Below are 24,384 nucleotides of genomic sequence, written 5' to 3'. Positions count from 1 at the left end.
CGGTGCGAGACGAGAGCAGGAGGAGACAAAAAAGGAGACGGAAAAGAAGAGCGCCGGGCCAAGCTAGAGCCACCGCAAGCTCGCGCCTGTAGGACTTCCCGCAGTGATGCGGTCGTTGTGGCAGTCGTTGTGGCGGTCGTTGTGCCGCCCGCCCCGTCTCGTTGCCTCACCGGTGCAGGCTTTCCAGCGAGTGCGCGTAGAAGGCCGTCTCCTCGGGCGTCATCGCGTCCTCGAGTTCGGCCAACTCCAGGCGCTCGCAGTCGTGCGCCACCCACTCGAACAGGTGCGATGGCGGGATGTGGGCAAGGTCGCTGCGGTCGTCCCACGGCGCCAGGCGCGCGGCCGCGCTTTCGAGCATCCGGCGCAGGTGCAGCGCGCGGGCGACGCGCACCGCCGTCGCCAGTTCCGGGTTCACCAGTTCGGCACGGCAGTGCTCCCAGCTCGCTTCGCAGCCCCGCAGCCGACGACAGGCCGTGGACAGCTCGGGCGGCGACACGGCGCTGCCCGCATGCACCTGTCTCTGGCGATGGAACTCGCAGAGGATGCGCGCGTAGGCCAGTCGCTGCAGGACCAGCAACGCCTGGGTCAATCGGTTCGACATGAATCGGGATTTCGCTAGCGGCCGCGGCTCGCCGCGGTAGGACATGACGCACAGCGCACGCCCGTCTGCACGCCCGTCTTGCCGCACGGACGAAAAAAAAGCCCGGCGTGGCCGGGCTCGAAACCTCATGCTTTCGCGCATCAGGCACCCGCTCAGGGAGGAAAGCGGGGATGGATCGCTCCATCGATGCGAATCGTCGGGCACCCGCCGCGCCCGCGGAACGGGAAGCAACGCTCCTCCGTTCGTAGGACCCGGCGCACAGGACATCGCATGGGCGCCTCCATCGGACTCGCGGTGGTGTTCCCTGAGCTTGTACAGAGCAACTTCATGCGCCCAAGGCACGCGAGGCACCCGAATAACGGCGCGGCGTAGCGGGTAGCGGAATGCGCGCAGACCGACAGCGCCCTCTCCTACACCCCGGAGCCCGACGCTGTTCGTAGCGTGGCTTTTCGCATTGGCAGCACCGCAGCCACAGCACAAGCACAGGCAGTCACGCGCTCGCAACGTCGCGGCACCGATCGCCTCCCGATTCAACCGAAGGAACCGACATGGCCACACACAACGTCACGGGCAGCGGCGACGGCACGCGCCCCACCACCAGCGGAGGCGTCGACAACATCGGCGGCGCGGAGCGGTTCACGCAACGGCGCAACGCCGAGGGCGAGGAGGTCTCCGGTCCCGCGCCCAGGGAGCGCATGCAGGACAAGCGCAAGGACGTGGAAGCCACCAGGCACGATGGCTCCGACGCCTTCGGCCTGCACGAGGACCTGACGCCGGAGTCCAACCAGGATCCGGCACAGCCGCAGACTCCCGCGCAGAAGGCGATGAAGCAGTTCTCGAAGACGCCGGCCGAGCGCGGCGAGCCGGAAGGCACCGCCGGAACGGCGCCCGCGCGCCCTCCCCCTTCGGCGGGCGACGCGCCGGTCGGCGAATCGGACAACCAGGGCAGTTCGCCCTACGCCGACCGCAGCCGCAAGGAAGCCCCGGAGCGCGATCGTTGACGACGCCCTCCCGGCGCCCATCCCGGCGCCCATGCCTGAAGCGCGGGAAGAAAACCGACACGCGCGAGGGGCCCGCTTTGCTACATTTTTCGGCCATGCCCCCGAAGATGCCGAAGAACCACCACAACCCCGGCCCAGAGGCCATCCGCCATGGCCGCTGAGACGCCCGTTCCTCCTGCTTCCGCCTCTCCTGCGGCTCTTTCGCGGCGGCTCTCCCCCGACACCCTGACCGATGCGGACTTCCGCCTCATGGTGGAAGCCGTCGGCGATCACGCGATCGTCATGCTCGATCCCGACGGGACCATCGTGGACTGCAACCCGGGAGCGCAGGCGCTGTACCGCTGCGGCCGTGCCGGGGCGGTCGGGCAGCATGTCTCGCTGTTCTACACCCCGGAGGCGCTCGATGAAGGCCTGCCGGCGCGAGACCTGCAGCAGGCGCGCGAGAACGGCCGGGTGCACGGCGAGGGCTGGGAAGTGCGGCAGAACGGCCCCCGCTTCTGGGGCGACACCGTCATCACGCGGCTCGACGGCCCCGACGGCACCGTGCGCGGCTTCGTGAAGATCACGCGCGACTTCACCGAGCGCCGCCAGCAGGAGGAACTGCTGCGCGCGAGCGAGGAGCGCTTCCGCCTGATCGTCGAGGGAGTGAAGGACTACGCGATCTTCATGCTCGACCCCGGCGGCCACGTGGCGAGCTGGAACCTCGGCGCGCAGCACACCAAGGGCTATGCGGCCGAGGAAATCATCGGCCAGCATTTCTCGAAGTTCTATCCGCCGGAGGTGGCGGCGCGCGGCTGGCCTGCCGAGGAGCTGCGCAATGCGCTGCGCGACGGGCGCTTCGAGGACGAGGGCTGGCGCGTGCGCAAGGACGGCAGCCGCTTCTGGGCCAGCGTGGTCATCACCGCCGTGTATGACCGCGCGGGGCGCCACAGGGGCTTCGCGAAGGTCACGCGCGACCTCACCGAGCGCCGCCGCATCACCGCGCTGGAGGACGAGGGCCGGCGCATGACCACCTTCCTGGCCATGCTGGGACACGAACTGCGCAACCCGCTCGCGCCCATCTCCAACGCGGTGGCGCTGCTCAAGCGCGAGCAGACGGAGTCGCGCGTGCTGCGCAACACCCGCGACATCATCGACCGCCAGCTCAGGCAGATGACGCGGCTGATCGACGACCTGCTCGACGTGGGCCGCATCACCAGCGGCAAGATCCAGCTCGAGGCCAAGCCGGTGCGGCTGCGCGACGCAGTGCTGGACGCGGCCGACGCCGTGCGTGCGCTGGCGGCGCAGAAGGAGCAGCGGCTCGAGGTGCAGGTGGACGCCGCCGACCCGTGGATCACCGGAGACCGCGCGCGCATCGTGCAGGTGGTGAGCAACCTGCTGCACAACGCCTGCAAGTTCACGCCCATCGGCGGGCAGGTGACAGTCACGCTGGCTGCCGGCGCGGCCGATGCCGCCACCGGCATGCCCGAGGCGGAGATCTCCGTGCGCGACAACGGCATGGGCGTGCAGCCGCAGGACCTGCAGAAGATCTTCGACCTGTTCGTGCAGGGCGAGCAGGACGTCGCGCGCAGCAGCGGCGGGCTCGGCCTGGGACTGAGCCTCGTGCAGCAGCTGGTGTCGCTGCACGGCGGACGGGTGAGTGTGTTCTCCAGCGGGCGCCCCGGCGAGGGCAGCGAGTTCCTGGTGCAGCTGCCCGCCGCGGCGCCGCCCGAGCCCGGCGGCGGCCTGTCCCGCTCGCCGGAGGACAGGCTGGTGCTGGTGGTGGACGACAACAAGGACGCGGCCGAAACGCTGTCGCTGCTGGTGCAGTCGCTGGGCTACGCGACGCAGGTGGTGCACGGCGGACTCGCCGCGATCGAGGCGGCGAAGGAATTGCGGCCCGACGTGATGCTGATCGACATCGGCATGCCCGACCTCGACGGCCATGCAGTGGTGCGCCGGCTGCGCGCCGAGCTGGTCGATCCGCCCGTGGCGATTGCCGTCACCGGCTACGGGCAGGCCGCGGACCGCGAGACCAGCTACGAGGCCGGCTTCCACAGCCACCTGACCAAGCCGGTGGACGTCGAGCGGATGACCGACATCCTCACGCACCTGCTGCGGCCGGTGGAGCAGCCGGGCGGCTGACGCGGCGCCCCGGTCGTCGCACCGCCGGATGTCATGACGCGGCAATCGCGGACGAAACGGAAGCGCTCCTACAACCCGAGCCGAGCATTGCCGATGAGACGCGGCCCCGATAAGAGGGAGACCGGTGGCCTGGGCTCTGAAGCATTCGTCGATGCCTCCCAGATGCATCGACAAGGAGAAAGCCATGGCCATTCCGGCAAACGTCATCTCGTCGGATCGGGTCGAGGGAACGACTGTCTACAACACCGCGGGCGACAAGCTCGGCAGCATCGACGACCTCATGATCGACAAGCTGTCCGGCCAGGTGCGCTACGCCGTGACGGAGTTCGGCGGCTTCCTCGGCATCGGCACCGACCGCTATCCCATTCCCTGGAGCATGCTGAAGTACGACACCGCCCAGGAAGGCTACGTGGTTCCGCTTCGGAAGGAAACGCTCGAAGGCGCGCCGAAGTACGACGACACCCGCATTCCGGACTACGACGAGAGCTACACCGCCAGCATCAACAAGTACTACGGCCTCTGAGCGATCGGGGGTTGCCAGCAGCCCCGCGATGCGGCTCTTGCTGATGGTGCCTGCTGGAAAGGTCCTCCACGAGCATGCCTTCGACCCGCCGCCTTTCCCTTTCCGCCAGCGCCTCGCCTTCGCGCGGCGCGCTGGCCGTCGAGGAGGCCAAGGGCGGCACCGCCCTGCTCATCGTCGACATGATCAGCTGCTGGGACTTTCCCGACGCCGACAAACTGCTGCCCGCGGCCGTGGCGGTCACCCCTTCCATCGCCGCGCTGAAGCGGCGATGCAAGGCCGGCGGCGTGCCGGCGATCTACGCCAACGACAACCGGGGCCGCTGGCGCTCCGACTTCGGCGCGCTGGTCGAACTGTCGATGGCCGGGGGCGGACCCGGCGCGACCGTCACCGCCAGCTTGGCACCCGACAACGACGACTACTTCGTGCTCAAGCCGCAGCAATCGGCCTTCGTCGCCACGCCGCTCGAGCAGCTGCTGGGCGTGTTGAAGGTGCGCCGCCTCATCGTGACCGGGGTCGCCAGCGACCAGTGCGTGCTGAGCACCGCCAACGACGCGCGCATGCACGGCCTCGAGGTGGTGCTGCCCAAGGACTGCACCGCCACGCAGACGGCCCGGCGCCACGCGATGCTGCTGGAGCAATGCGCCACGGTCTTCGGCATCGCGACCACTTCCGGCTCCCGCATCCGCCTGCCCGCCGCGCGGGCGCGCAAGCGCTGACCGCCTAACTTCATTCAGTTGTCCCGCAGCGGTTTCGCGGCCCTGCTCCGGCTTGCGCACGCCGTAGAAGAAGAGCGTGCCGCGAGGGCGGTGTCATCCACCCCGCAGGCACGCTGCCGCTCATTTCCCGCCGCTCAGGCCACTTCGACGTTGATCCGCCTCGGCTTCGCGTGCTCAGCCTTGGGTATCCGCAGCTTCAGCACGCCCTGCGCGAGTTCGGCGGAAACCTTCTCGGTGTCCAGTTCCTTGCTGAGCGTGAAGACGCGCTGGAATCGCCCGAGCCCGACTTCCGTGTGGCTGGTCTTCAGGCCATCGGGCACGCTCAGGCTCGACTCCGCCTCGATGGTCAGGGTTTCCGCTTCCACATGGAGGTTCAGGTTCTCGCGCGAGACGCCCGGAAGGTCGGCATAGAGGGTGATGCCGCCCGCGTCCTCGATCACGTCGACCGGAGGCGTGAGCGCGGCGCTGCCGTAGCGCGGCGCCTTCTCCTTCTGCTTGGCATCGGTGCTTCCCGGAGCACCGGAAGAACGAGTCTGGATATCGTTGCTCATGGTGTTCATCTCCTTGTTTCACTGGACTCACTGGACGGCGATGCGCCGCGGCTGTGCCGACGCGCGGCGGCGAACGGTGATGTGCAGCACGCCGTCGCGCAGCTTGGCGTCGACCGCCTCGGGGTCCGCATCGTCGGGTAGCGTGAGCATGCGGCGAAACGGCCCCTCGAAGCGCTCGTTGATGTGCACGGCCGCCTTCGCATTCGCCTCGGGCAGCGCGCTCTTGCGCTCACCGGCGATGGTGAGCAGGCCGCGCTCGAGATGGACCTCCAGCGTGGCCGGGTCGACGCCGGGCGCGAAGGCAGTAGATTTCCACCGCCTGCGGGGTCGCGCCTACGTTCAGCGCCGGAAAGCCGTTGCTGCCGAAGCCGCGGATGGTGGGGGCCAGATCGAACGCCTGCCGCATGTCCCGCTGCAGGCGATCCATTTCCGCGAGCATGTCGCGAGGGAAGAAGATCGGTACATGGCTGAACCTCCAAAAAACATGGAACGAACGAAACCTGGAATGGGCCGCAGCCCTTACTGGGGCAGGTTGTGCACGCCGGCCGGCTGCGAGGAGCCGCCCGCGTAGGAGCGAAGCCGTGCGGTGATGCGCGGCAAACGGTTTCGCCAGCGCGGAGGTCGTGACTCCGGATAGTTGAATCTCGCCAGTTCCTCGCGCCCCTTCTGGGTGATGGCCAGGACCTGCGCGGCCTGTGCGGAACCGGACAGGGACACCGGGTTCGACGGCGATGGCACCAGGGCGACGACGAGCCCGGCGGCGCGCAACAGCCGGACCTGATCGATGTCCTGCGTGCGATAGAACGTGACGGGTAGGCGAGAGCCGGCGATTTGCTTGAGCAAGTTCATGGTCATTGCAGTACCTCCTTTTCGGTCGACCAATTTCCGACGGAGGTGAAGATAGGCCGCGCGCCGCCGATTTCAAGAGGGAATTTTTCGACACCCGGGCTCATGCGCAAGGCATGCGGGCCACAAGAAAAAAAGCCCGGCCGCAAGGGCCGGGCTGAGGTTTACAGCAAGCCTGCGGGAGACCGCAGGAGCGGAAATTTACGACATGGCGGCGGCCTGCCGATGTCGGACGAATCCGACATCTGGAGCCCGGTGCTCGCCGGGACCCGCTCGCGCCGAGGTCGAACCGCCGATATAGTTTTGCGCGCACAACCGAAAGAGATCCAGCGCGGCTTACCGCGTGGGTTGCGCCACAACGACGATCAGGATCAGTCCTCGATGCCGCAGGGGAAATGACAACGCTCTACCTCACCATGACCGAGAAGCTCTCCGAGCACTGGAAAGCCCACCGCAACGTCTATCCGCGAAAGTTCGTGCTGTCGCCGGCGCTGCGCGACGAATACCTGAAGTGCCTCGGCTGGATGACCGGCAACCAGGGCCGCACGGTCACCCTGCCCGAGAAGCACATGGGCGTGCGCATCGAAGTCGACGAGAGTTCGCCGGGCGTCATGGTGGCCGCGGACGGCACCGAAGTCCTGCTGCGCCAGTGACGGCAGCGCCTGCTTGCCGGTGAGCTCGGGCTGGGCCCATCGCGGGCCGGTGTGGCGCCCGCGGTACTCGCGGTCGAATGCGTCCGCCCTCGGAGTGTTGCCACGCTGCCGCGTCTCACCCGCTCTGCTATGCGGAAACGGTGCTTTCCTACGCGAGGGCCCCGATCGCCGCTTCAACGTTCGGCATTCCACAACCCGATCAACCCAAAGATCGACCCAAACCAACGGAGCCCACGATGCCAACTTCCCGACGCGCCGAACCCGATGCCTGCAGCCTTCTGGATGCCGACCATCGCAACGTCAAGAAGATGTTCAAGGAGTACGAGGAACTCACCCATTCGCGCGCCGCTTCGGCGCAGCAGAAGAAGCGCGAGCTCGCCAACGAGATCTGCATGGAGCTCACCGTCCATGCGCAGATCGAGGAAGAGATCTTCTATCCCGCCCTGCGCGAGGCCATCAAGGAAACCGACCTGCTCGACGAGGCCGAGGTGGAGCACGCGAGCGCCAAGGACCTGATCGCACAGATCCAGGAAGCCACCGAGGTCGACGACAAGTTCGATGCCAAGGTGATCGTGCTGGGCGAGTACATCGACCACCACGTGAAGGAAGAGCGCAACGAGATCTTCGTGAAGGCGCGCGCCGCCCGGGGGCTGGACCTCGTCGCCATGCGCGAGCAGCTGGCCGCCCGCAAGGAGGAACTGATGGAGGAACTCGGCGCCACGGCCTGAGTTCGCCCGCGCCCGAAGACGCCGGCCACGCGTCTTCGGGTCCATTCACCCAGCTTCACGCTGCCCTGATGTTCTGGAGGCCCTCGTGACCGGACTTCTTTCCCGACTTTTCCCGAGCGCGACGAACATGATCCGGCTGGATCACACGCACGTGCTTTCCACCTTCCACCAGTACAAGGCCAGCGCGCCGAGGCGCGTGAAGAAAGGCCTGGTCAACACCATGTGCACCGCGCTCGAAGTCCATGCGCAGCTCGAGGAAGAGATCTTCTATCCGGCGGTGCGCGCGGTCACGCAGAGCGAGCTCATCGCCAAGTCGCTGGAAGAGCACCAGGAGATGCGGCGCCAGATCGAGCTGCTGCGGCAGATGGAGCCCGAGGCGCACGACTACGACGAAACAGTCGCGAACCTGATGCGCGACGTGATGCACCACGTGGCCGACGAGGAAACGCTAGTCATCCCCGAGGCCGAGCGGCTTCTTGCCGACCAGCTGGGCGAGCTGGGCATGCGCATGACCAAGCGCCGCCTGCAGCTCGTGGGCCCGCGCAGCGGAGAGATCGCGCTCGACATGGGACGGGCCGCATCGGGCAACGTGCTGGGGCTCACGCTGCTCGGACTCGGCGCCATGGGCCTGCTGGCGGCGCAGCGCACGGGGCTTCTGGGCTTGCCGGCGCGCAAGCGCCGCGAGACGGCTTGAGGGGTCGGGTAGTTCGTAGCTCGGCTGGATCGAAGCCGATGGAGAACGGCCTCCACCCGGCTCGCGCTGAAGCATCTTCGAAGCTTTGCTGCAGGCTTCTCGCGGCGATGACCGACGCGCGGACGCCGCGGCTTCGGCCAATCTCCACGGCAGGAGAGCTTCACCCAATGGACCAGATCTTCGCCCGCTTCGCCAACAGGATCGCGCATATCGCGGGGAGCCCCATCACCTTCCTTGCCTGCGTGAGCCTGGTGATCGCATGGGCCGTGGCCGGCCCGTTCTTCGGTTTCTCGGAAACCTGGCAGCTCCTCATCAATACCGGCACCACCATCGTGACCTTCCTCATGGTGTTCCTGATCCAGAACACCCAGAACCGCGACGGCGTGGCGCTGCAGACCAAGCTCGACGAACTCATCCGCTCGTCCGACGCGCAGGATGAATTCATCGGCATCGAGAAGCTCACCGACCAGGAATTGACGATCCTGCATGAAAGATGCGAAGCCGCGGCCAGGAAAAGCCACGTCACGCTCGAACGCACGCGCGCCGAACGCCGCAGGCGCGGGCACGAGCAGCCCGCCCGCAGGCATGAAGCACCCGAGGCCGGCCAGGGTTGAGTGGCCAGGCGGGCCCTGGCCGACGCCGGCCTGCCCGCCCGGTTGCCTCCTGCTACGAGGGTTGCCCGGGCTTTTGCTAAGCTGCCCCGCTCTGCATCCATCGCCAAAGCACAGCGAACCATGAAAATCGCCACCTGGAACGTCAACTCCCTCACCGCGCGCCTGCAGCACGTGCTCGACTGGCTCATCGCCAACCCGGTCGACGTGCTGTGCCTGCAGGAGCTCAAGATGACGGACGACAAATTCCCGCTCGACGTGCTCAAGTCGGCAGGCTACGAAGCCGCCGTGTTCGGCCAGAAGACCTACAACGGCGTCGCGATCCTGAGCCTCGCGCCGGTGCGCGACGTGGTGAAGAACATCACCGGCTTCAGCGACGACCAGTCGCGCGTGATCGCGGCCACGGTGGAGACGCCCTCGGGCCCGCTGCGCGTGGTCAACGGCTACTTCGTGAACGGGCAGGCGCCGGGCACGGACAAGTTCGAATACAAGATGAAGTGGCTCGATGCGCTGCGCGACGTGCTGCGCCAGGAGCTGGCGGCCAACCCCGACCTCGTGCTGCTGGGCGACTTCAACATCACGCCTGAGGACCGCGACAGCTTCGACCCCGTGGGCCTGAAGGAAACGATCCACCACACGACCGAGGAGCGCAACCATTTCAAGGCGCTGCTCGACCTGGGCCTGAAGGACAGCTTCCGCATGTTCGAGCAGCCCGAGAAGAGCTATTCGTGGTGGGACTACCGCATGCTGGGCTACCAGAAGAACCGCGGGCTGCGCATCGACCACATCCTGGTGAGCGAGCCCCTGGTGCCGCACGTGAAGGGCTGCGTCATCGACCGCGTGCCGCGCAAGTGGGAAAAGCCGAGCGACCATGCGCCCGTGGTGCTCGACCTCGACCGTGGTGCCTGACGCCATGCGCTCGACGTTCCTTCGGACCGGCCGCCGCCTGGCGATTGCAGCAGCCGCGCTGTCGCTCGCGGCATGCTCGCTGCTGAAGCCCGCCGACAAGGCTGAGGAAGGCGACAAGGGCACCGCGACCACACCCGCCGGCGAGACCGCGACGGACGGCCGCGAGGTGCCGACGGTAAGGCTCATCACCGCGCAGACGCCCGCCGTGCGCACCTACCGCAAGATCGGCGCACGCCACCTCTACAACAAGTACGCGAACCGCATCTACAAGGGCAAGCTGCCGCCGCTGGTGTACGCCGTGGTGGTGGTCGAGACCGACATCGACGCGACGGGCAAGGTGGTCAACGTCACCTTCAGCCGCACGCCGAGCCACGCGCCGGAGGTGGCGCCGATGATCGCGGAGATGATCAAGGCCGCGTCTCCCCTGCCCAACCCGGGCAAGCTGGGCGGCCATACCTACGTGGACACCTGGCTCTGGGACCGCAGCGACAAGTTCCAGATCGATTCTCTGACCCAGGGCCAGAGAAGCCGCTGAAAAGAAAAAAGGCCCGAAGAGGGCCTTTTTCATTCGATCCCGAGTTCCTGGATCTTCCGGGTGATGGTGTTGCGCCCGATGCCGAGCTTCTGGGCGGCCTCTATGCGGCGGCCCCGCGTGTTGGCCAGCGCGGTGAGGATCAGCCTCGACTCGAAGCGGCGCGAGAGCACGTCCCACACGTCGGTGCGGCCGGCCGCCAGCAGGGCCTGGGCTTCGGCCTCGAGGCCGCCTTCCCAGCTGCTGGCGCCGGTTGCGGGAGCATGAGCCTCGGCAGGCTCGGAAACGGCATGCCCCGGCGCCACCGATTCGCCGCCCGACGTCGGGAACGAGGGCACGGGCTGTGCCGTCACGGCCGACGCAGCGGCCGGTGCCTCGGACACCGCATGCGCCTCGGCGACGCTGCCGCCCGCCATCACCTCCGGCGGCAGGTCCTTCGCCTCGATCAACTGGGCCGGCGCCATCACCGTAAGCCAGTGGCAGATGTTCTCCAACTGGCGCACGTTGCCGGGGAAATTGAATGCCGCGAGCTTCGCCAGTGCCGCATCCGAGATGCGCTTGGGCTCCACGCCGAGCTGGCGCGCGCTCACCTGCAGGAAGTGGCGCGTGAGCGCGGGCACGTCTTCGCCGCGCTCGCGCAGGGCCGGCAGGCGCAGGCGGATCACGTTGAGGCGGTGGAACAAGTCTTCGCGGAAGCCGCCGAGCTTCACGCGCTGCTCCAGGTCCTGGTGGGTCGCCGCGATGACGCGCACGTTGGCCTTCACCGAGTTGTGGCCGCCCACGCGGTAGAAATGGCCGTCGCTCAGCACGCGCAGCAGGCGCGTCTGCAGGTCGAACGGCATGTCGCCGATTTCGTCGAGGAAGAGCGTGCCGCCCTCGGCCTGCTCGAAGCGGCCGCGGCGCATGGTCTGTGCGCCGGTGAAGGCGCCGCGCTCGTGGCCGAAGAGTTCGCTCTCCAGCAGGTCCTTGGGGATCGCGGCGGTGTTGATGGCCACGAAGGGCCCATTGGCGCGCGGCGAGTGCTTGTGCAGCGCGCGCGCCACCAGCTCCTTGCCCGAGCCCGACTCGCCGGTGATGAGCACCGTGACGTTGCTCTGCGAGAGCCGGCCGATGGCGCGGAACACGTCCTGCATGGCGGGCGCCTGGCCCAGCATCTCGGGCGCGGCGACCATGCGCTCCTCGGCCACTTCCTCTCGCTGGCTTTCGTCGACCGCGCGGCGGATGAGCTCGACCGCGCGCGGCAGGTCGAAAGGCTTGGGCAGGTATTCGAAGGCACCGCCCTGGAAGGCCGAGACGGCGCTGTCGAGGTCGGAGAACGCCGTCATGATGATGACGGGCAGGCCCGGGTGCATGGCCTTGATCTTGTCGAGCAGGTCGAGTCCGGAACCGCCAGGCATGCGGATGTCGCTCACCAGGACCTGGGGGGCGAGTTGGTCGTCGTCGGCGGCCTGTTCGAGTGCTGCGAGCACCTCGCGCGTGTTGGTGAAACTGCGCGTGGGCAGGTCTTCGCGCAGCAGAGCCTTCTCGAGCACGAAGCGAATCGATTGGTCGTCATCAACTATCCAGATCGGCTTCATGCATCTCCTCTGTTGCCGGTGGCTGCGCTAGGGCAGCGGTATCAATATCTTGAAATCGGTTCGGCCCGGGACGCTGTCGCACTCGATCACGCCGTGATGCTGTTGCACAAAAGTTTGTGCGAGCGTCAATCCCAGCCCTGTCCCGCCTTCCCTGCCCGATACGAGCGGATAGAAGATGCGGTCCTTGATCGTGTCCGGCACACCCGGTCCATTGTCGATTACATGCAATTCCAGTGCCAGTCGATACCACTGCTTGTTGAAGATCACCTGACGGGCCACCCGCGTCTTGAAAGTGATCTGCGCGTCGCCCGCCGCGCGGCGCTCGGCCAGCGCCTGCGCCGCGTTGTGCGCGATGTTCAGCGTGGCCTGGATGAGCTGCTCGCGGTCGCCGCGGAACTCGGGAATGGAGACGTCGAAGTCGCGTTCGATGTGCAGGTCGCGCGGAAACTCCGCGAGGATGACCGAGCGCACGCGCTCGCAGACTTCGTGGATGTTGACGTCGCCCACCACGTGCGGGCGGCGGTGCGGTGCCAATAGGCGGTCGACCAGCGTCTGCAGCCGGTCGGCCTCGTGGATGATGACCTGGGTGTATTCGATGAGGTCGCGCGACTCGACCTCCATCTGCAGCAGCTGCGCTGCGCCACGGATACCGCCCAACGGGTTCTTGATCTCGTGCGCCAGGTTGCGGATGAGTTCCTTGTTCGCCTGCGCCTGGTCGATGAGCCGCTCCTCGCGGTCCTGCCGCACCTGCTGCTCGAGCGGCGACATCTCGATGATGAGTTCGCCCTTCTTCTCTCCGTGAGCGAGCGTAACCTGCACCGGCATCAGCTCGTGGTTCACGCGGCGCAGGAACGCCTCGTAGCGCAGCGTTGCGAAGTCGTTGCTGCTGGCGCCGTCGATGGCCGTGCGCAGCACCTGCGGCTCATGGAAGCATGCGCCGAACTGCGAGCCCTCGAGCGTGCGGCGCGAGGTGCCCAGTGCGTCTTCGAGTCCTGCGTTGGCGAACAGCACGGAGCCGTTGCTGTTGACCACGGCGATCATCGTGGACAGCAGGTCGAAGGACTGAAAGCGCGAATTGGCGCCGGCCGCCTTCTTACCGAACACCATGGCGTCTTACTGGGGCTGCTTGGCCGGCAGCCGGGCGATCTCGCGGCGGATGCCGGCGATGTCGCTCTCGTTGCGCGCCAGTTCGGCCTTCATCTCGGCGACGCGGTCCAGGTACTTCTGGTAGTTGCGGCCTTCGCTGCCCTGCTTCTCGGGCTCGCCGTTGTTGTATTCCTTCTGCAGCTCGGCCTGGCGCGCCTCGGCCTTCTTGAGCTCGGCCTCGAGCACCGATCGCGCCTCGCCGTCGCGGGCACGCTGGTCAACGCCTTCCACCCTCGGACTGCCCGCCGGCGAACGCGCGGCGGACGAACCGCCCGACGGGGAAGAAGCGGAACCGCCACCCGACGCCCGCGTGCCCTGCACGACCGTGACGTTGCCGCCTTCCATGATCTTGCAGCCCTTCTGCTGCGCGACGGTGGAGTTGTTCGTGTACTCGTTGCCGCAACGCCAGACACGCTCCTGCGCGAGCGCCGGCAGCGCGATCAGTGAACCGGCCAAAAAGATGAGGGAAGCTGTCTTCATGTGTATCGGTGGGAAGCGGCGACAAAGGGGCATTTTCGTGCAATTCGACAGCAAAAGTGACCAGATGTTCCACCCCAAAGAAAAAGGACGGCCAAGCCGTCCTTCGTAACCCATCAGGCCTACAAGCCCCAAAACCTCTTCGCGGGAGATACCGCGGAACCGGCTCTGCCGGGCCGCAGGTATCGCCCCCCGGTAGGGGGGTTGGCGAAGCGACACGAAGTGCGCGAAGCCTGGGGGGCGAGCCAATTACAGCGAGTAGTACATGTCGAACTCGACCGGATGGGTCGCCATGCGGAAGCGCGTGACTTCCTGCATCTTCAGTTCGATGTACGCGTCGATGTAGGCATCGGTGAACACGCCGCCCTTGGTCAGGAACGCACGATCCTTGTCCAGGTATTCCAGGGCCTGGTCGAGGCTGTGGCAGACGGTGGGGATCAGCGCGTCTTCTTCCGGCGGCAGGTGGTACAGGTCCTTGCTGGCGGCTTCGCCCGGATGGATCTTGTTTTCCACGCCGTCCAGGCCGGCCATCAGCAGCGCGGCGAAGCCCAGGTACGGGTTCATCAGCGGATCGGGGAAGCGTGCTTCGACGCGGCGGCCCTTCGGGTTGGCCACGAACGGAATGCGGATCGAGGCCGAGCGGTTCTTGGCCGAGTAGGCCAGCTTCACCGGGGCTTCGAAGCCGGGCACCAGGCGCTTGTAGCTGTTGGTGCCGGGGTTCGTGATGGCGTTCAGGGCACGGGCGTGCTTGATGATGCCGCCGATGTAGTGCAGCGCGAAGTCCGACAGGCCTGCGTAGCCGTCGCCGGCGAACAGGTTCTTGCCGTCCTTCCAGACCGACTGGTGCACGTGCATGCCGGAGCCGTTGTCGCCGACGATGGGCTTGGGCATGAAGGTGGCGGTCTTGCCGTAGGCGTGGGCCACGTTGTGGATCACGTACTTCTGCAGCTGGACCCAGTCGGCGCGCTGCACGAGCGTGCTGAACTTGGTGCCGAGTTCCATCTGGCCGGCGTTGGCCACTTCATGGTGATGCACTTCGACCGGGATGCCCAGCGATTCGAGCACCAGGCACATTTCCGAACGCATGTCCTGGAAGCTGTCGACCGGGGGAACCGGGAAGTAGCCGCCCTTGACCGCGGGACGGTGGCCGGTGTTGCCGTGCTCGTATTCCTTGTCGGTGTTCCACGAGGCTTCTTCGGATTCGATCTTCACGAAGCAGCCCGACATGTCGTTCTTCCAGCGCACGCCGTCGAACACGAAGAATTCGGGTTCCGGACCGAAGTAGGCGGTGTCGCCCAGGCCCGAAGCCTTCATGTAGGCTTCGGCGCGCTTGGCGAGCGAGCGCGGGTCGCGCTCGTAGGCCTTGCCGTCGGCGGGGTCGATCACGTCGCAGGTCAGGATCAGCGTCGTTTCTTCGAAGAACGGGTCGATGTTGGCGGTGTTCGGGTCGGGCATGAGCTGCATGTCCGAAGCTTCGATCCCCTTCCAGCCGGCGATGGACGAGCCGTCGAATGCGTGGCCCGAGGTGAATTTGTCTTCGTCGAAAGCCGAGACCGGCACGGTCACGTGCTGCTCTTTGCCGCGGGTATCGGTGAAGCGGAAGTCGACGAACTTGACCTCGTTTTCCTTGACGAGCTTGAGTACATCGGCGACGGTCTTTGCCATCAGTTTCTCCTGAGTTGGATGGTGGTTAGGAATACAGGGACGTGGGATGCAGTTTCTGTGCCATTGTCGCCTCACCGGATGAGGCTTCGATGACCGCCTCAGGACCCAAATGAAGGCAGAAACTCACTATTTTGGTGCATTGATTTTTATCGCACCAATTCAGGGCCTAGCTTGGCGTCAAAAGTGTGCAGGCCTTCGATCAGCTGGGCATAGGCGGCGTCGAGCCGCTCGGCATCGCCCTTGACGCCCAGTTCGATGTGCCGCCCGTAAGTCGGATGGTCGACACTGGGCAGGCTGAACACCTTGATGCCGGCATGATTGGCCTCGATCGCCTCCATGAGCGGCGTCAGCGTGGCCTCCATGGCACCGAAAACGATCACGGATTTCTCGGCGACGGCCTTGGTGGCGAACAGCCCGGCGTAGCGGCCGTCGAGCACGGATTCGATCATCGGCCAGGCCATGACGGGGAAACCGGGCACGAAGTGCACGTCGCCGACGCTGAAGCCCGGGATCTTGTTGTACGGGTTGTAGATGAGCGTGGCCCCCTGCGGAAACACGCCCATGTTGAGTCGGTGCACGTTGTCGGCCCGGTCGGGCTCGTAGGGCAGGCCCTGCTCGCGCGCGGTGTCCTGCATGCGCTCACGGATCAGCAGTTCGGCCTCGGGGTGCAGCGCCAGCGGCACGCCAAGCGCCCTGGCGGCGCACTGGCGGGTGTGATCGTCGGGCGTGGCGCCGATGCCGCCGGTCGAGAAGACGATGTCGCCCGAGGCGAAGGCGCGCTGCAGCGCGGCCGTGATGCGATCGGGCTCGTCGCCCACGTACTCGGCCCAGCTCAGTTGAAGGCCGCGTGCGGCAAGCAGCTCGATGACCTTGGCCATGTGCTTGTCGGCACGCTTGCCGGAAAGAATCTCGTCGCCGACGACGATGAGACCGAATGCGCGTGTCATGGAGAACCCCATTGGGAAAGAGCGGCCTTGCTGGCTTCGTCGGCCTCGATGGCCGGCGTGCCGCCGCCCACAGCCGCTGCCTCGGCCGCCGCGCGCTGGGCGCGAAGCTGCGCGAGCGCATCGAGGCAGTAGTGAGCGAACCACACAGCCGAGAAGGCGAAAACCAGCGTGTAGATCCAGATGGCGATCGGCACCAGCACGAAGAAAGCGGCGGCGAACAGCAGGCCCGAGGCCCAGACGATGCTGGGCGCGGCGCCCAGGTAGCCGCACAGCACGCCGATGCAAAGCAGCGGCACCCGGTGCGCGCGGATGAGGGCGGCGCGCTCCTCGGGACTGGCGTGCTCTGCGAGTGCGTCGAAGCTCATCACGCGGTAGGTGAGCCAGCCCCAGATCAGCGGCGGCAATATCAGCACCAGCGGCGGAATCAGCCACAGTGGCATCGACACGACCAGCGCGATCACCGCCAGGATGGTCGCGCCCAGCGAGCGCGCCACGCTGCCGAAGAAGGAGGCGCCCTTCTTCTGCTCGAGCCCCGGAAAGCGCCGCTCGCCCACCAGCTTGGTGAGCGCGGGCGCCATGAATCCGGCGACGATCAGCAGGCAAACCACCACGATCACCGGCGTGGCCGCGAACACCACGACCAGCGAAGCCAGCACGGAAGTGACGTCACCGGAGAAAAGCCGGCCGAGCCAGGACCAGAAGCTCGACAGCAGCGGCCAGGCGTCCAGCGCGCCGCGCGTCCAGACCACGGCCGCATCCCAGTAGAAGTAGCCCAGCACCGAGGCCAGCACGATCATCAGCGCCAGCGGGAGCAGCGACAGCACGATCACGCGCGGCAGCATGCAGTAGGCGACCGCGCGCCAGAAGGAGTCGAGGAGCAGGCGCATGAAGCAGCGAGGATAACGCCTCGGGCGGGCCGTCCAGGGCCCGTAACCCCTCAGCCGCGGCCGACCATCCGCTTCAGACCCAGCCACTGCTGGGCCCAGAAGCCCCGGCCGTACTCGCGCACGCGGCCGTCGGCGCCGGGCTCGACCTGGTCGCGGATGCCGGTCGGGTCGTAGCGGTCCTCGAAGTTGGCGGTGCGAAAGAGCATGTCCCACCAGGGCAGCAGCACGCCGAAGTTGTGGCCGCCGAGCGTGCTGCGGCCGTTCGATTCGTGGCCCAGCCCGATGCTGTGGTGCAGCCGGTGGAAGCGCGGGCTGATCCACAGCCGCTCGCCGATGGCGCCGAAGCTCAGCCGCAAGTTGGCGTGCTGCAGGCTCTCGCTGAGCTGGGTGAAGGCGACGAAGGCGATGAACTGCCCCGGCGCCACGCCGATGAGCTGCGCCACGATGACGATCAGCGTGTCGTGGACGATGTCGTCGAGCAGGTGGTTGCGGTCGTCGCTCCACATGGTCATCTGGCGCTGCGAGTGGTGCAGCGAATGCAGGCCCCACCACCAGTTGAACTGGTGCTGGCCGCGGTGGATCCAGTAGCCCACGAAATCGAGCACCACCAGGTAGATGGCGAAGGCCACCCACGGGATGTCCGTGACGCCGGGCCAGACCTCGTCGAGGTGGAAAGTGCTCCACCCCGCTGTTCTCAGCGCACCCATGGCGTCGTCGAAGAAGGGCTGCAGCGTGAAGAAAATCGCCAGCCGGAACAGCCCCAGCCGGTGGATGAGCGTGTAGAGCACGTCGATGCGGATCGCGTGGCGGTCGACCACCGGCTCCACCGAGCGCCAGCGCTGCAGCGGGCCGATCACCGCGATCAGCACCAGGATCTGGATGACGCCCACCAGCAGCCAGCCGGTGGCGTCGAAGGCGTCCTCGGTCCAGCCGCCCAGGCCCACGGCATAGACGAGCGGCTGCACGGCGGTTTCGAAGAACCAGCCCTGCAAGGCGGAAAAGGCGTCTGTCAGCCAGTCGATCACGATCGGGAAACTCGTCGTTCAGTCGTTCAGGGGTGGGATGCGATCCAGGCCTTGAAGTCCGGATGCTGGCGCAGCGTGCGGAAACAGAAGCCCTTGGCCTTCAGGCCGACGATCAGCGGCTCGAGGTTGGCGGGCGCCCACGGGTCCTTGCGCGACCAGATGCCCAGGTGCGCGAGCAGGATGTCGCCGGGGCGGATGGTGTCCAGCGCCTGCGTCAGCAGCTTCGCGTTGCTGAATTTCTCGCTCGGCAGTTCGTCGCCGAGGAAGCCGGCGCTCGCCCAGCCCACGTACTTGTAGCCGCAGCCTTCGGCCGCCGCCAGCAGCACGGGCGAGGTCTTGCCGCCCGGCGCGCGGTACAGCGGCAGCGGCTTCTTGCCGGTGACCGCCGCCAGCCGGTCGGAAGCCTTCCTGATGTTGGCGCAGTACTCGGCCGCGCTCCAGGTCGATTCCTTGCCGTTCTGGGGGCCGGCGGAGGGCTTGATGCGGAAGCTGGGCGGCGTGCCCTTCACGTCGCCGCGCCAATAGGCGTGGTCGTAGGTGTGGGAGCCGAATTCGTTGCCTTCGGCCGCCCTCGCCTTCCACCAGGGCGCCCAATGGTCGTCGAGGCTGTCGCCGTCGGTCTGGGTGCGTTCGGCGGCGGCGAAGAAGGTGACGCGCACGTCCTGCCGCTTGAGCACGTCTGCCACCAGGGGCGCGATGCCCATGTGGCCGGTGTCGAAGGTCAGGTAAACAGGCTTCTCGCAGGCGGCCGGCTCCCGCGCCGCCCAGGCGCCGGGCGCGAGCGCCGCCGCCAGAACGACCATGGAGGCCGCGGCGGCCAGGCCGGCGCGCCTAGATGCGCTTCGCATGGTCCAGGGTCCACACGCCGTGCGGCGAACGGCCGACGTTGACCTGGCGCACGACCTTGTTGCTGGCCAGGTCGACCACGCTGAGCTTCTTGGCCCAGCGCGAGGTCACGTAGAGCGTCTTGCCGTCGGCCGACACGTCCATGCAGTCGGGGCCGCCGGGCACCGGGTAGGTCGCGACCACCTTCAGCGTCGTCAGGTCGATGCGGCTGATGGAGTTGGCCACGCGGTTGCTCACGAACACGGTCTTGCCGTCGCCGGCGGAGCGGAAGGCGTGGGCGCCCTTGCCGGTGGGGGATCTTGCCGACCAGCTTGGGCTCGGCGCCGGCCACGTCGAACACCTGCACGCCATCGCTGCCGGTGAGGCCCACGAGCAGGGTCTTGTCGTTGTGCACGCCGAAGATGTCGGCCGGCATGGGGCCGGTGGCGGTGCGCCACTTGATGGTCTGGGTGGGCAGGTCGACGGCGATCATCTCGTCGCTGTCCTGCATCGTCACGTAGGCGATGGTGCTGGTGTTGTCGATCCAGATGTGGCTGGGCGTCTTGCCGCTGGCGATGCGCTTGGCCAGCTTCAGGTCCTTGCCGTCCCAGCGGTAGACGTCGACGTGGTTCAGCCGGTTGCCGGCCGTGACGAACCACTTCATGTCGCGCGAGAACTGCAGCTGGTACGGATCGATGATCCCGTAGACCACGCGCTGGACTTCCGCCGTGCGGGGGTTCAGGAAGGTCAGGGAGTCGCCCGCCGAATTGGCCACGATGACCGACTTTTCGTCGGGCGTCATGTAGATGTGGTGCGGCTCCTTGCCGGTGGGAATGCGCAGCTTTTCCGTCCAGTCGACGGGATTGATCACGCTCACGTTCGCGTCCAGCGAGTTGAGCACGAAGATCGGTGGGGGTTCGGCCGGCGCCGCGACGGCGGTATGGGCCGCGAAGGCCGTCATGCAGGCAAGCAGGAAAGCCGCGATGCGGCCGTTCGGTCGGGCAGGGAGTCGCAAGTGAAGATTCCGGGAGAGAGTTCGGAATGTTAACGGCCGGCCCTTAAGACTGGCTGACCGGAGTCGTGCCCTTTTCCCTCGTTTCCCTGCGTTTTTCCCTTCTATTTCAAGGCCTTGGCGGGTTTGGCCGGGGCGCGAAGGCCCGCGACCTCGTCGGCCGTCAGCCAGCGCCACTTCCCGGGCGCGAGGTCGGCGGGCAGCGCCAGGTCGCCGATGCGCGAGCGGTGCAGCCCCTCCACCCGATTCCCGACCGCCGCCAGCATGCGCTTGACCTGGTGGTACTTGCCCTCGGTGAGCGTCAGCCGCAAGTGCAGCGGGCCGTCGGATTCGCAGGCGGCGGCGCGTACCGGCTTCGGATCGTCGTCGAGCACCACGCCGGCCAGCAGTTTCGCGATCTGCGCCTCGTCCACCGGGTGCTTGGCCGTCACCTCGTAGACCTTGGGCACGTGGTGCTTGGGCGAGCCCATCTTGTGGATGAACTGGCCGTCGTCGGTCAGGAGCAGCAGGCCGGTGGTGTCCTGGTCGAGCCGGCCGATGGCCTGAACGCCCTGCACCGCGCCCTTGTTGGGCCGCAGCCGCAGCGGCGACGGCAGCAGCGTGTAGATGCTCGGATAGGTCGAGGGCTTCTGCGAGCACTCGGTGCCGGCGGGCTTGTGCAGCATCAGGTAGGCCTTCTCGTGGTACGCCCACGGGGTGCCCTGCACCGTGTATTGAAGGCCTTCGGGGTCGATGTCGGCGAACGGGTCGTCCACCGCCTTGCCGCCGATGACCACGTGGCCCTGCTGGACCAGCCCCGCGCACACGCGTCGCGTGCCGAAGCCCTGGGTATAGAGGATGTCTTGCAGATGCATGGGAAAAGAAAAAAGCGGCCGCGCCGCCAGGGGCACGGCCGCCTTCGAGTTTGCCGCAGGATCAGTACCCTGCCGCCAGGCCCGTGTTGCGGCGCGGATCGTTGGCGCCGTAGAAGCGATTGTTGCCCACCGGCTTGCCGCCCAGCGAAGGCGCGCCGACGATGATCACCGCCAGGTGGTTGGCCGGCTGCGGCACGCCCAGGTTGTGGCCCATGTCGGTCAGGATCTTGCGGGTGTCGGGGCTCAGTGCATAGGTTTCGACGTTGGTGACGTCGGGCAGCCACTGCTGGTGGAAGCGCGGCGCGTCGACGGCTTCCTGCACGGTCATGCCGTAGTCGATGGCGTTGATCATGGTCAGCATCACCGCGGTGATGATGCGGCTGCCGCCCGGCGTGCCGACCACCATCACCGGTTTGCCGTCCTTGGACACGATGGTGGGGCTCATCGAGCTCAGCGGGCGCTTGCCCGGCTCGATCTTGTTGGCCTCGCCCTGCACCAGGCCGTAGAGGTTGGGCACGCCCACCTTCGAGGTGAAGTCGTCCATCTCGTCGTTCAGCAGCACGCCGGTCTTGGCGGCCGTGACCTTGGCGCCGAACCAGTCGTTCAGCGTGTAGGTCACCGACACCGCGTTGCCCCACTTGTCGGCGATCGAGTAGTGGGTGGTGTTGCTGCCCTCATGCGGCGCGACGCCGGGCTTGATGTCCTTGGAGACGCCGGCCTTCTTCGGGTCGATGGCGGCGCGGATCTTCTCGGCGTAGCCCTTGTCGAGCAGCCGGTCGAGCGGGTTCTTCACGAAGTCGGGGTCACCCAGGTAGCTGTTGCGGTCCACGTAGGCGTGGCGCATGGCCTCGATCTGGTAGTGCACGGCCTGTGCCGAGCGGTAGCCCAGGTCCTTGAGCGGATAGCCCTCGAGGATGTTGAGCATCTCGCAGATGATCACGCCGCCCGAGCTCGGCGGGGGCGCCGACACCACGCGGTAGCCGCGGTAGTCGCATTCCACGGGGGCCATTTCGCGCGTCTTGTACTGATCGAGGTCGGCCTGCGTGATCAGGCCCTTGCCGGCCTGGCTGGAGGCCACGAGGGCGCTGCCGACCCAGCCCTTGTAGAAGCCGTCGGTGCCCTTGGCGCTGATCTCGCGCAGGGTCTTGGCCAGGTCCTTCTGCACCAGCTTGTCGCCCACCTTGTAGGGCTCGCCCTTGTTCAGGAAGATGGCCGCCGTGGCCGGGTCTTCCTTGAAGTCGGCCGTGGCGGTGGCGAGCAGGTCGACGTCGCCCTGCTGCAGCGCGAAGCCCTTCTCCGCCAGCTGGATCGAGGGGGCGAGCAGCTCGCCGCGCTTCATGGTGCCGTACTTCTCGCGCGCGTATTCCATGCCCGAGACGCTGCCCGGCACGCCCACGGCGAGGTGGCCCTTGGTGCTCAGGCCCTTGATGACGTTGCCGTCCTTGTCGAGGTACATGTTGGCCGTGGCGGCCAGCGGGGCCTTCTCGCGGAAGTCGAGGAAGGTCTTTCGGCCGTCGGCCAGCTGCACGGTCATGAAGCCGCCGCCGCCGAGGTTGCCCGCCGCAGGGTAGACCACCGCCAGCGCATAGCCCACGGCCACCGCCGCGTCGACCGCGTTGCCGCCGCGCTTGAGCACGTCGACGCCCACCTTGGTGGCCAGGTGCTGGGCGCTCACGACCATGCCGTTCTCGGCGGCGACGGGCGCCACCGACGCCGCGGTCGACGCGCCGGCGGCCGCCAGCGCGAGCACTGCCGCGACGGCGGTGCGCAGCTTGGGAGTCCAGTGGATTTGTTGCATGTAAGAGTCTCCTCTAGAACGTGATGAAGTGAAGGTGAGCGGACGAACGAATGAATGAAAGAAAGACCGACAGGCGACCGCGGTTCAGGCCGTGAGCAGTGCCTTGCGGCGCAGGGCGTCGAGCGCCAGGGCGACCTGCCCGCGAGCGAATTCCCTGATCGCCGACGGCTCGGTCAGCGGCTTGTCGTCCTTGACGAAGCGCAGGCGGTCGCTGCGCACTTCGGCCTCGAGGTGCTCGGCCAGTGCCTCGTGCGAGTGCCTTCCATCGAGCAGCGGCAGCAGGCTTCGCTCGAGCAGCGACACCGTCACGTGCTCGTGCCACTGGTTGCAGGTGCTGACGGTGGCGGCGGAACCCTGCACCAGGCCCACCGTGTTGCGCACCGCGGGCAGCGCCCGAGGCAGGCCGGAAACCGCATCGGCAGCGGGCACCGGCGAGCGCCTGATGCGCAGGGCGCCGAGGATCAGCAGTTCCTCGACCATCCCCATCACCACCTGTTCGGCGGCCGCGAGCGGCTGCCCTGTCAGCCCGGCGGCGGCCTCGACGAGGGCCGATACGGACATCGAGGCGGGATAGCGCGTGTCGAGCAGGTGCGCCACGGCCTTCTGCACGGGCAGGCGCATCGTGACCTTCAGGTTCCGGATCGCGGTGCAGGGCTGCTCGCGGGCATCGAGCGTGAACGCGGCGCCATCGTCGGTCTTGAACATGCCGGCGAATTCGAGCTGCCGGATGCGCACGGGGTCGAGCTTGTAGCGGATGCTCCCGGCCAGCGGCTGCCTGACGAGCAGGGTCTGGCGAAAGGTGCGGTTGACCAGGAAATCGAGGTACTGCTCCATCATCACCTGGCTGCCGCCGCATTCGCGCAGCAGCGGGTCGCGCACCTTGTCGCCGTAGTTCTGCACGAACATCGTCGACGGTTCGGCGTCGCACAGGTAGACCAGGCCACGGGCCTCCGCGCGTGCGACGAATTCCTTGAAGTAGCAAGGCGCGTTGCAGGGCTCGAGGAACTCGTGCAGCAGATACGAACTGTTGGCGCTGCGCACGATGGGCATCGCCTCTTCGAGCGTCTTCTTGAGCACGCTGTCGGCGCGGGCCGACTGCTCGAGGAAGTCGAGCATGCCGCGCGCGTAGGAGAGCTTTTCTTCCGGCGTGTCGCGCGGGCCGCCGCGCAGGATCATCGCGTCGCGCACGATCTCGCGCGCCTTCCAGCCGGGGTACACGTTGTAGCTCACGTAGGCCACGCCGTTCGGCGCGAGGTTCTCGCGGCAGATGCGCAGGATCGCGTCCTGCACCGGCCCCGGCACCCAGCTGTAGACGCCGTGGCACACGATGTAGTCGAACTCGCCGAACGAGGCGTCGATGTCGGCGAGATTGAAGGCCTTGAGCTCGATGTTCGACAGGCCGGCGCGCCCGATGGCCGCCATTCCCTGGGCCACCTGCACCGTCGACAGGTCGACGCCGATCGCGCGCGCGTCAGGGTGGCGTGCCGCAAAGGGAATCAGGTTGCCGCCGGCCGCGCAGCCGAGCTCCAGCACACGGGCTGTTGCGGGAGGAGGAACGTCGAGACCGAAGAGAAAAGCCAGCGCTTCCAGGTGCTCCATCGCCGACTGAGGGAACGGATGCGAGTCATAGGGCACCGCGTCGTAGTAATTCGTCAACTCGGAGGTCAGGGAATCCGGCACGG

The 24,384-nt window shown here is 67.1% G+C and carries 24 protein-coding genes and 2 pseudogenes; 10 read left to right on the top strand and 16 right to left on the bottom strand.

The genetic code is table 11. The annotated features are described in order from the left end of the window. Positions 1-166: 166 nt before the first annotated feature. A complete protein-coding gene (locus tag ACHMXA_RS12690) occupies positions 167-601 on the bottom strand; it encodes a hypothetical protein (protein WP_176664706.1) in 435 nt (144 codons plus the stop codon). Positions 602-1,149: 548 nt separating this feature from the next. Here ACHMXA_RS12690 and ACHMXA_RS12685 point away from each other — a divergent pair. The 4 genes from ACHMXA_RS12685 (at position 1,150) to ACHMXA_RS12670 (ending at position 4,965) form a co-directional block, all read left to right on the top strand. Next, positions 1,150-1,602: a hypothetical protein gene (locus tag ACHMXA_RS12685; RefSeq protein ID WP_395320858.1), complete on the top strand. Its 453-nt coding sequence runs from the start codon at positions 1,150-1,152 to the stop codon at positions 1,600-1,602. Positions 1,603-1,752: 150 nt separating this feature from the next. Next, positions 1,753-3,726, top strand: a complete 1,974-nt coding sequence (locus ACHMXA_RS12680) for a PAS domain S-box protein (protein ID WP_395320856.1) — start codon at positions 1,753-1,755, stop codon at positions 3,724-3,726. A gap of 184 nt (positions 3,727-3,910) precedes the next feature. Continuing rightward, complete coding sequence (locus tag ACHMXA_RS12675) at positions 3,911-4,249, top strand: PRC-barrel domain-containing protein (protein WP_395320854.1); 339 nt, start codon at positions 3,911-3,913, stop codon at positions 4,247-4,249. A gap of 74 nt (positions 4,250-4,323) precedes the next feature. Beyond that, positions 4,324-4,965: an isochorismatase family cysteine hydrolase gene (locus tag ACHMXA_RS12670; RefSeq protein WP_395320852.1), complete on the top strand. Its 642-nt coding sequence runs from the start codon at positions 4,324-4,326 to the stop codon at positions 4,963-4,965. Between the two features lie 134 nt (positions 4,966-5,099). Here the strand turns inward: ACHMXA_RS12670 and ACHMXA_RS12665 are convergent, their stop codons facing one another. The 3 genes and pseudogenes from ACHMXA_RS12665 to ACHMXA_RS12655 all read right to left on the bottom strand — a co-directional run bounded on the left by ACHMXA_RS12665 (position 5,100) and on the right by ACHMXA_RS12655 (position 6,371). Beyond that, positions 5,100-5,516 (bottom strand): Hsp20/alpha crystallin family protein, encoded by a 417-nt coding sequence (locus ACHMXA_RS12665; protein ID WP_395320850.1) that lies wholly within the window; start codon positions 5,514-5,516, stop codon positions 5,100-5,102. 27 nt (positions 5,517-5,543) lie between these two features. Next, positions 5,544-5,981: pseudogene (locus ACHMXA_RS12660) on the bottom strand (Hsp20/alpha crystallin family protein). A 54-nt stretch (positions 5,982-6,035) separates the two neighbouring features. Further along, a complete protein-coding gene (locus ACHMXA_RS12655; RefSeq protein WP_176664700.1) occupies positions 6,036-6,371 on the bottom strand; it encodes a hypothetical protein in 336 nt (111 codons plus the stop codon). A 386-nt stretch (positions 6,372-6,757) separates the two neighbouring features. On the opposite strand from ACHMXA_RS12655, the gene ACHMXA_RS12650 reads away from it, so the two are divergent. The 6 genes from ACHMXA_RS12650 to ACHMXA_RS12625 all read left to right on the top strand — a co-directional run bounded on the left by ACHMXA_RS12650 (position 6,758) and on the right by ACHMXA_RS12625 (position 10,492). After that, positions 6,758-7,015, top strand: coding sequence for a hypothetical protein (locus ACHMXA_RS12650; protein WP_395320848.1), 258 nt, complete (start codon positions 6,758-6,760; stop codon positions 7,013-7,015). A 236-nt stretch (positions 7,016-7,251) separates the two neighbouring features. Continuing rightward, a complete protein-coding gene (locus ACHMXA_RS12645; RefSeq protein ID WP_176664697.1) occupies positions 7,252-7,743 on the top strand; it encodes a hemerythrin domain-containing protein in 492 nt (163 codons plus the stop codon). An 85-nt stretch (positions 7,744-7,828) separates the two neighbouring features. Beyond that, positions 7,829-8,437: a hemerythrin domain-containing protein gene (locus tag ACHMXA_RS12640; RefSeq protein WP_395320846.1), complete on the top strand. Its 609-nt coding sequence runs from the start codon at positions 7,829-7,831 to the stop codon at positions 8,435-8,437. Between the two features lie 167 nt (positions 8,438-8,604). Continuing rightward, complete coding sequence (locus ACHMXA_RS12635) at positions 8,605-9,051, top strand: low affinity iron permease family protein (RefSeq protein WP_395320844.1); 447 nt, start codon at positions 8,605-8,607, stop codon at positions 9,049-9,051. Between the two features lie 120 nt (positions 9,052-9,171). Continuing rightward, positions 9,172-9,957, top strand: coding sequence for an exodeoxyribonuclease III (gene xth / locus ACHMXA_RS12630; RefSeq protein ID WP_395320842.1), 786 nt, complete (start codon positions 9,172-9,174; stop codon positions 9,955-9,957). A 4-nt stretch (positions 9,958-9,961) separates the two neighbouring features. After that, positions 9,962-10,492, top strand: a complete 531-nt coding sequence (locus ACHMXA_RS12625; protein ID WP_395320840.1) for a hypothetical protein — start codon at positions 9,962-9,964, stop codon at positions 10,490-10,492. Positions 10,493-10,521: 29 nt separating this feature from the next. Here the strand turns inward: ACHMXA_RS12625 and ntrC are convergent, their stop codons facing one another. From ntrC to ACHMXA_RS12565, 12 genes and pseudogenes are all read right to left on the bottom strand, one after another. Beyond that, positions 10,522-12,066 (bottom strand): nitrogen regulation protein NR(I), encoded by a 1,545-nt coding sequence (ntrC, locus tag ACHMXA_RS12620; RefSeq protein ID WP_395320838.1) that lies wholly within the window; start codon positions 12,064-12,066, stop codon positions 10,522-10,524. A gap of 27 nt (positions 12,067-12,093) precedes the next feature. Beyond that, positions 12,094-13,173 carry a nitrogen regulation protein NR(II) gene (gene glnL / locus ACHMXA_RS12615; protein ID WP_176664691.1) on the bottom strand — a complete coding sequence of 360 codons (1,080 nt, stop codon included), beginning with the start codon at positions 13,171-13,173 and terminating at the stop codon, positions 12,094-12,096. 6 nt (positions 13,174-13,179) lie between these two features. After that, a complete protein-coding gene (locus tag ACHMXA_RS12610; RefSeq protein WP_176664690.1) occupies positions 13,180-13,692 on the bottom strand; it encodes a hypothetical protein in 513 nt (170 codons plus the stop codon). A gap of 246 nt (positions 13,693-13,938) precedes the next feature. Next, positions 13,939-15,354, bottom strand: a complete 1,416-nt coding sequence (glnA, locus tag ACHMXA_RS12605) for a type I glutamate--ammonia ligase (protein WP_176664689.1) — start codon at positions 15,352-15,354, stop codon at positions 13,939-13,941. 146 nt (positions 15,355-15,500) lie between these two features. Beyond that, the gene (locus ACHMXA_RS12600; protein WP_176664688.1) at positions 15,501-16,301 is read right to left on the bottom strand and encodes a molybdopterin-binding protein; all 801 of its coding nucleotides are present in this window, start codon (positions 16,299-16,301) and stop codon (positions 15,501-15,503) included. Continuing rightward, the gene (locus ACHMXA_RS12595; RefSeq protein ID WP_395320836.1) at positions 16,298-17,188 is read right to left on the bottom strand and encodes an EI24 domain-containing protein; all 891 of its coding nucleotides are present in this window, start codon (positions 17,186-17,188) and stop codon (positions 16,298-16,300) included. Before ACHMXA_RS12595 ends, ACHMXA_RS12600 begins: the two co-directional genes overlap by 4 nt. Before the next feature lie 50 nt (positions 17,189-17,238). After that, positions 17,239-18,213 (bottom strand): sterol desaturase family protein, encoded by a 975-nt coding sequence (locus tag ACHMXA_RS12590; protein WP_395320834.1) that lies wholly within the window; start codon positions 18,211-18,213, stop codon positions 17,239-17,241. 26 nt (positions 18,214-18,239) lie between these two features. After that, positions 18,240-19,061 carry a polysaccharide deacetylase family protein gene (locus ACHMXA_RS12585; RefSeq protein WP_395320832.1) on the bottom strand — a complete coding sequence of 274 codons (822 nt, stop codon included), beginning with the start codon at positions 19,059-19,061 and terminating at the stop codon, positions 18,240-18,242. Beyond that, positions 19,045-20,053: pseudogene (locus ACHMXA_RS12580) on the bottom strand (YncE family protein). The gene ACHMXA_RS12585 and the pseudogene ACHMXA_RS12580 overlap by 17 nt, the downstream one beginning before the upstream one ends. A 101-nt stretch (positions 20,054-20,154) precedes the next feature. Continuing rightward, positions 20,155-20,904 carry a pseudouridine synthase gene (locus tag ACHMXA_RS12575; RefSeq protein ID WP_395320830.1) on the bottom strand — a complete coding sequence of 250 codons (750 nt, stop codon included), beginning with the start codon at positions 20,902-20,904 and terminating at the stop codon, positions 20,155-20,157. A gap of 61 nt (positions 20,905-20,965) precedes the next feature. Beyond that, complete coding sequence (gene ggt / locus ACHMXA_RS12570) at positions 20,966-22,702, bottom strand: gamma-glutamyltransferase (protein WP_395320828.1); 1,737 nt, start codon at positions 22,700-22,702, stop codon at positions 20,966-20,968. 84 nt (positions 22,703-22,786) lie between these two features. After that, a complete protein-coding gene (locus ACHMXA_RS12565) occupies positions 22,787-24,382 on the bottom strand; it encodes a methyltransferase regulatory domain-containing protein (RefSeq protein ID WP_395320826.1) in 1,596 nt (531 codons plus the stop codon). Positions 24,383-24,384: the final 2 nt, after the last annotated feature.

The sequence above is a fragment of the Variovorax sp. UC74_104 genome, from assembly GCF_044055375.1.
In the GTDB taxonomy this organism is placed as follows: domain Bacteria; phylum Pseudomonadota; class Gammaproteobacteria; order Burkholderiales; family Burkholderiaceae_C; genus Variovorax.
Note: the sequence above shows the minus strand (reverse complement) of the source record. Positions and strands in the feature narration are given on the sequence as shown.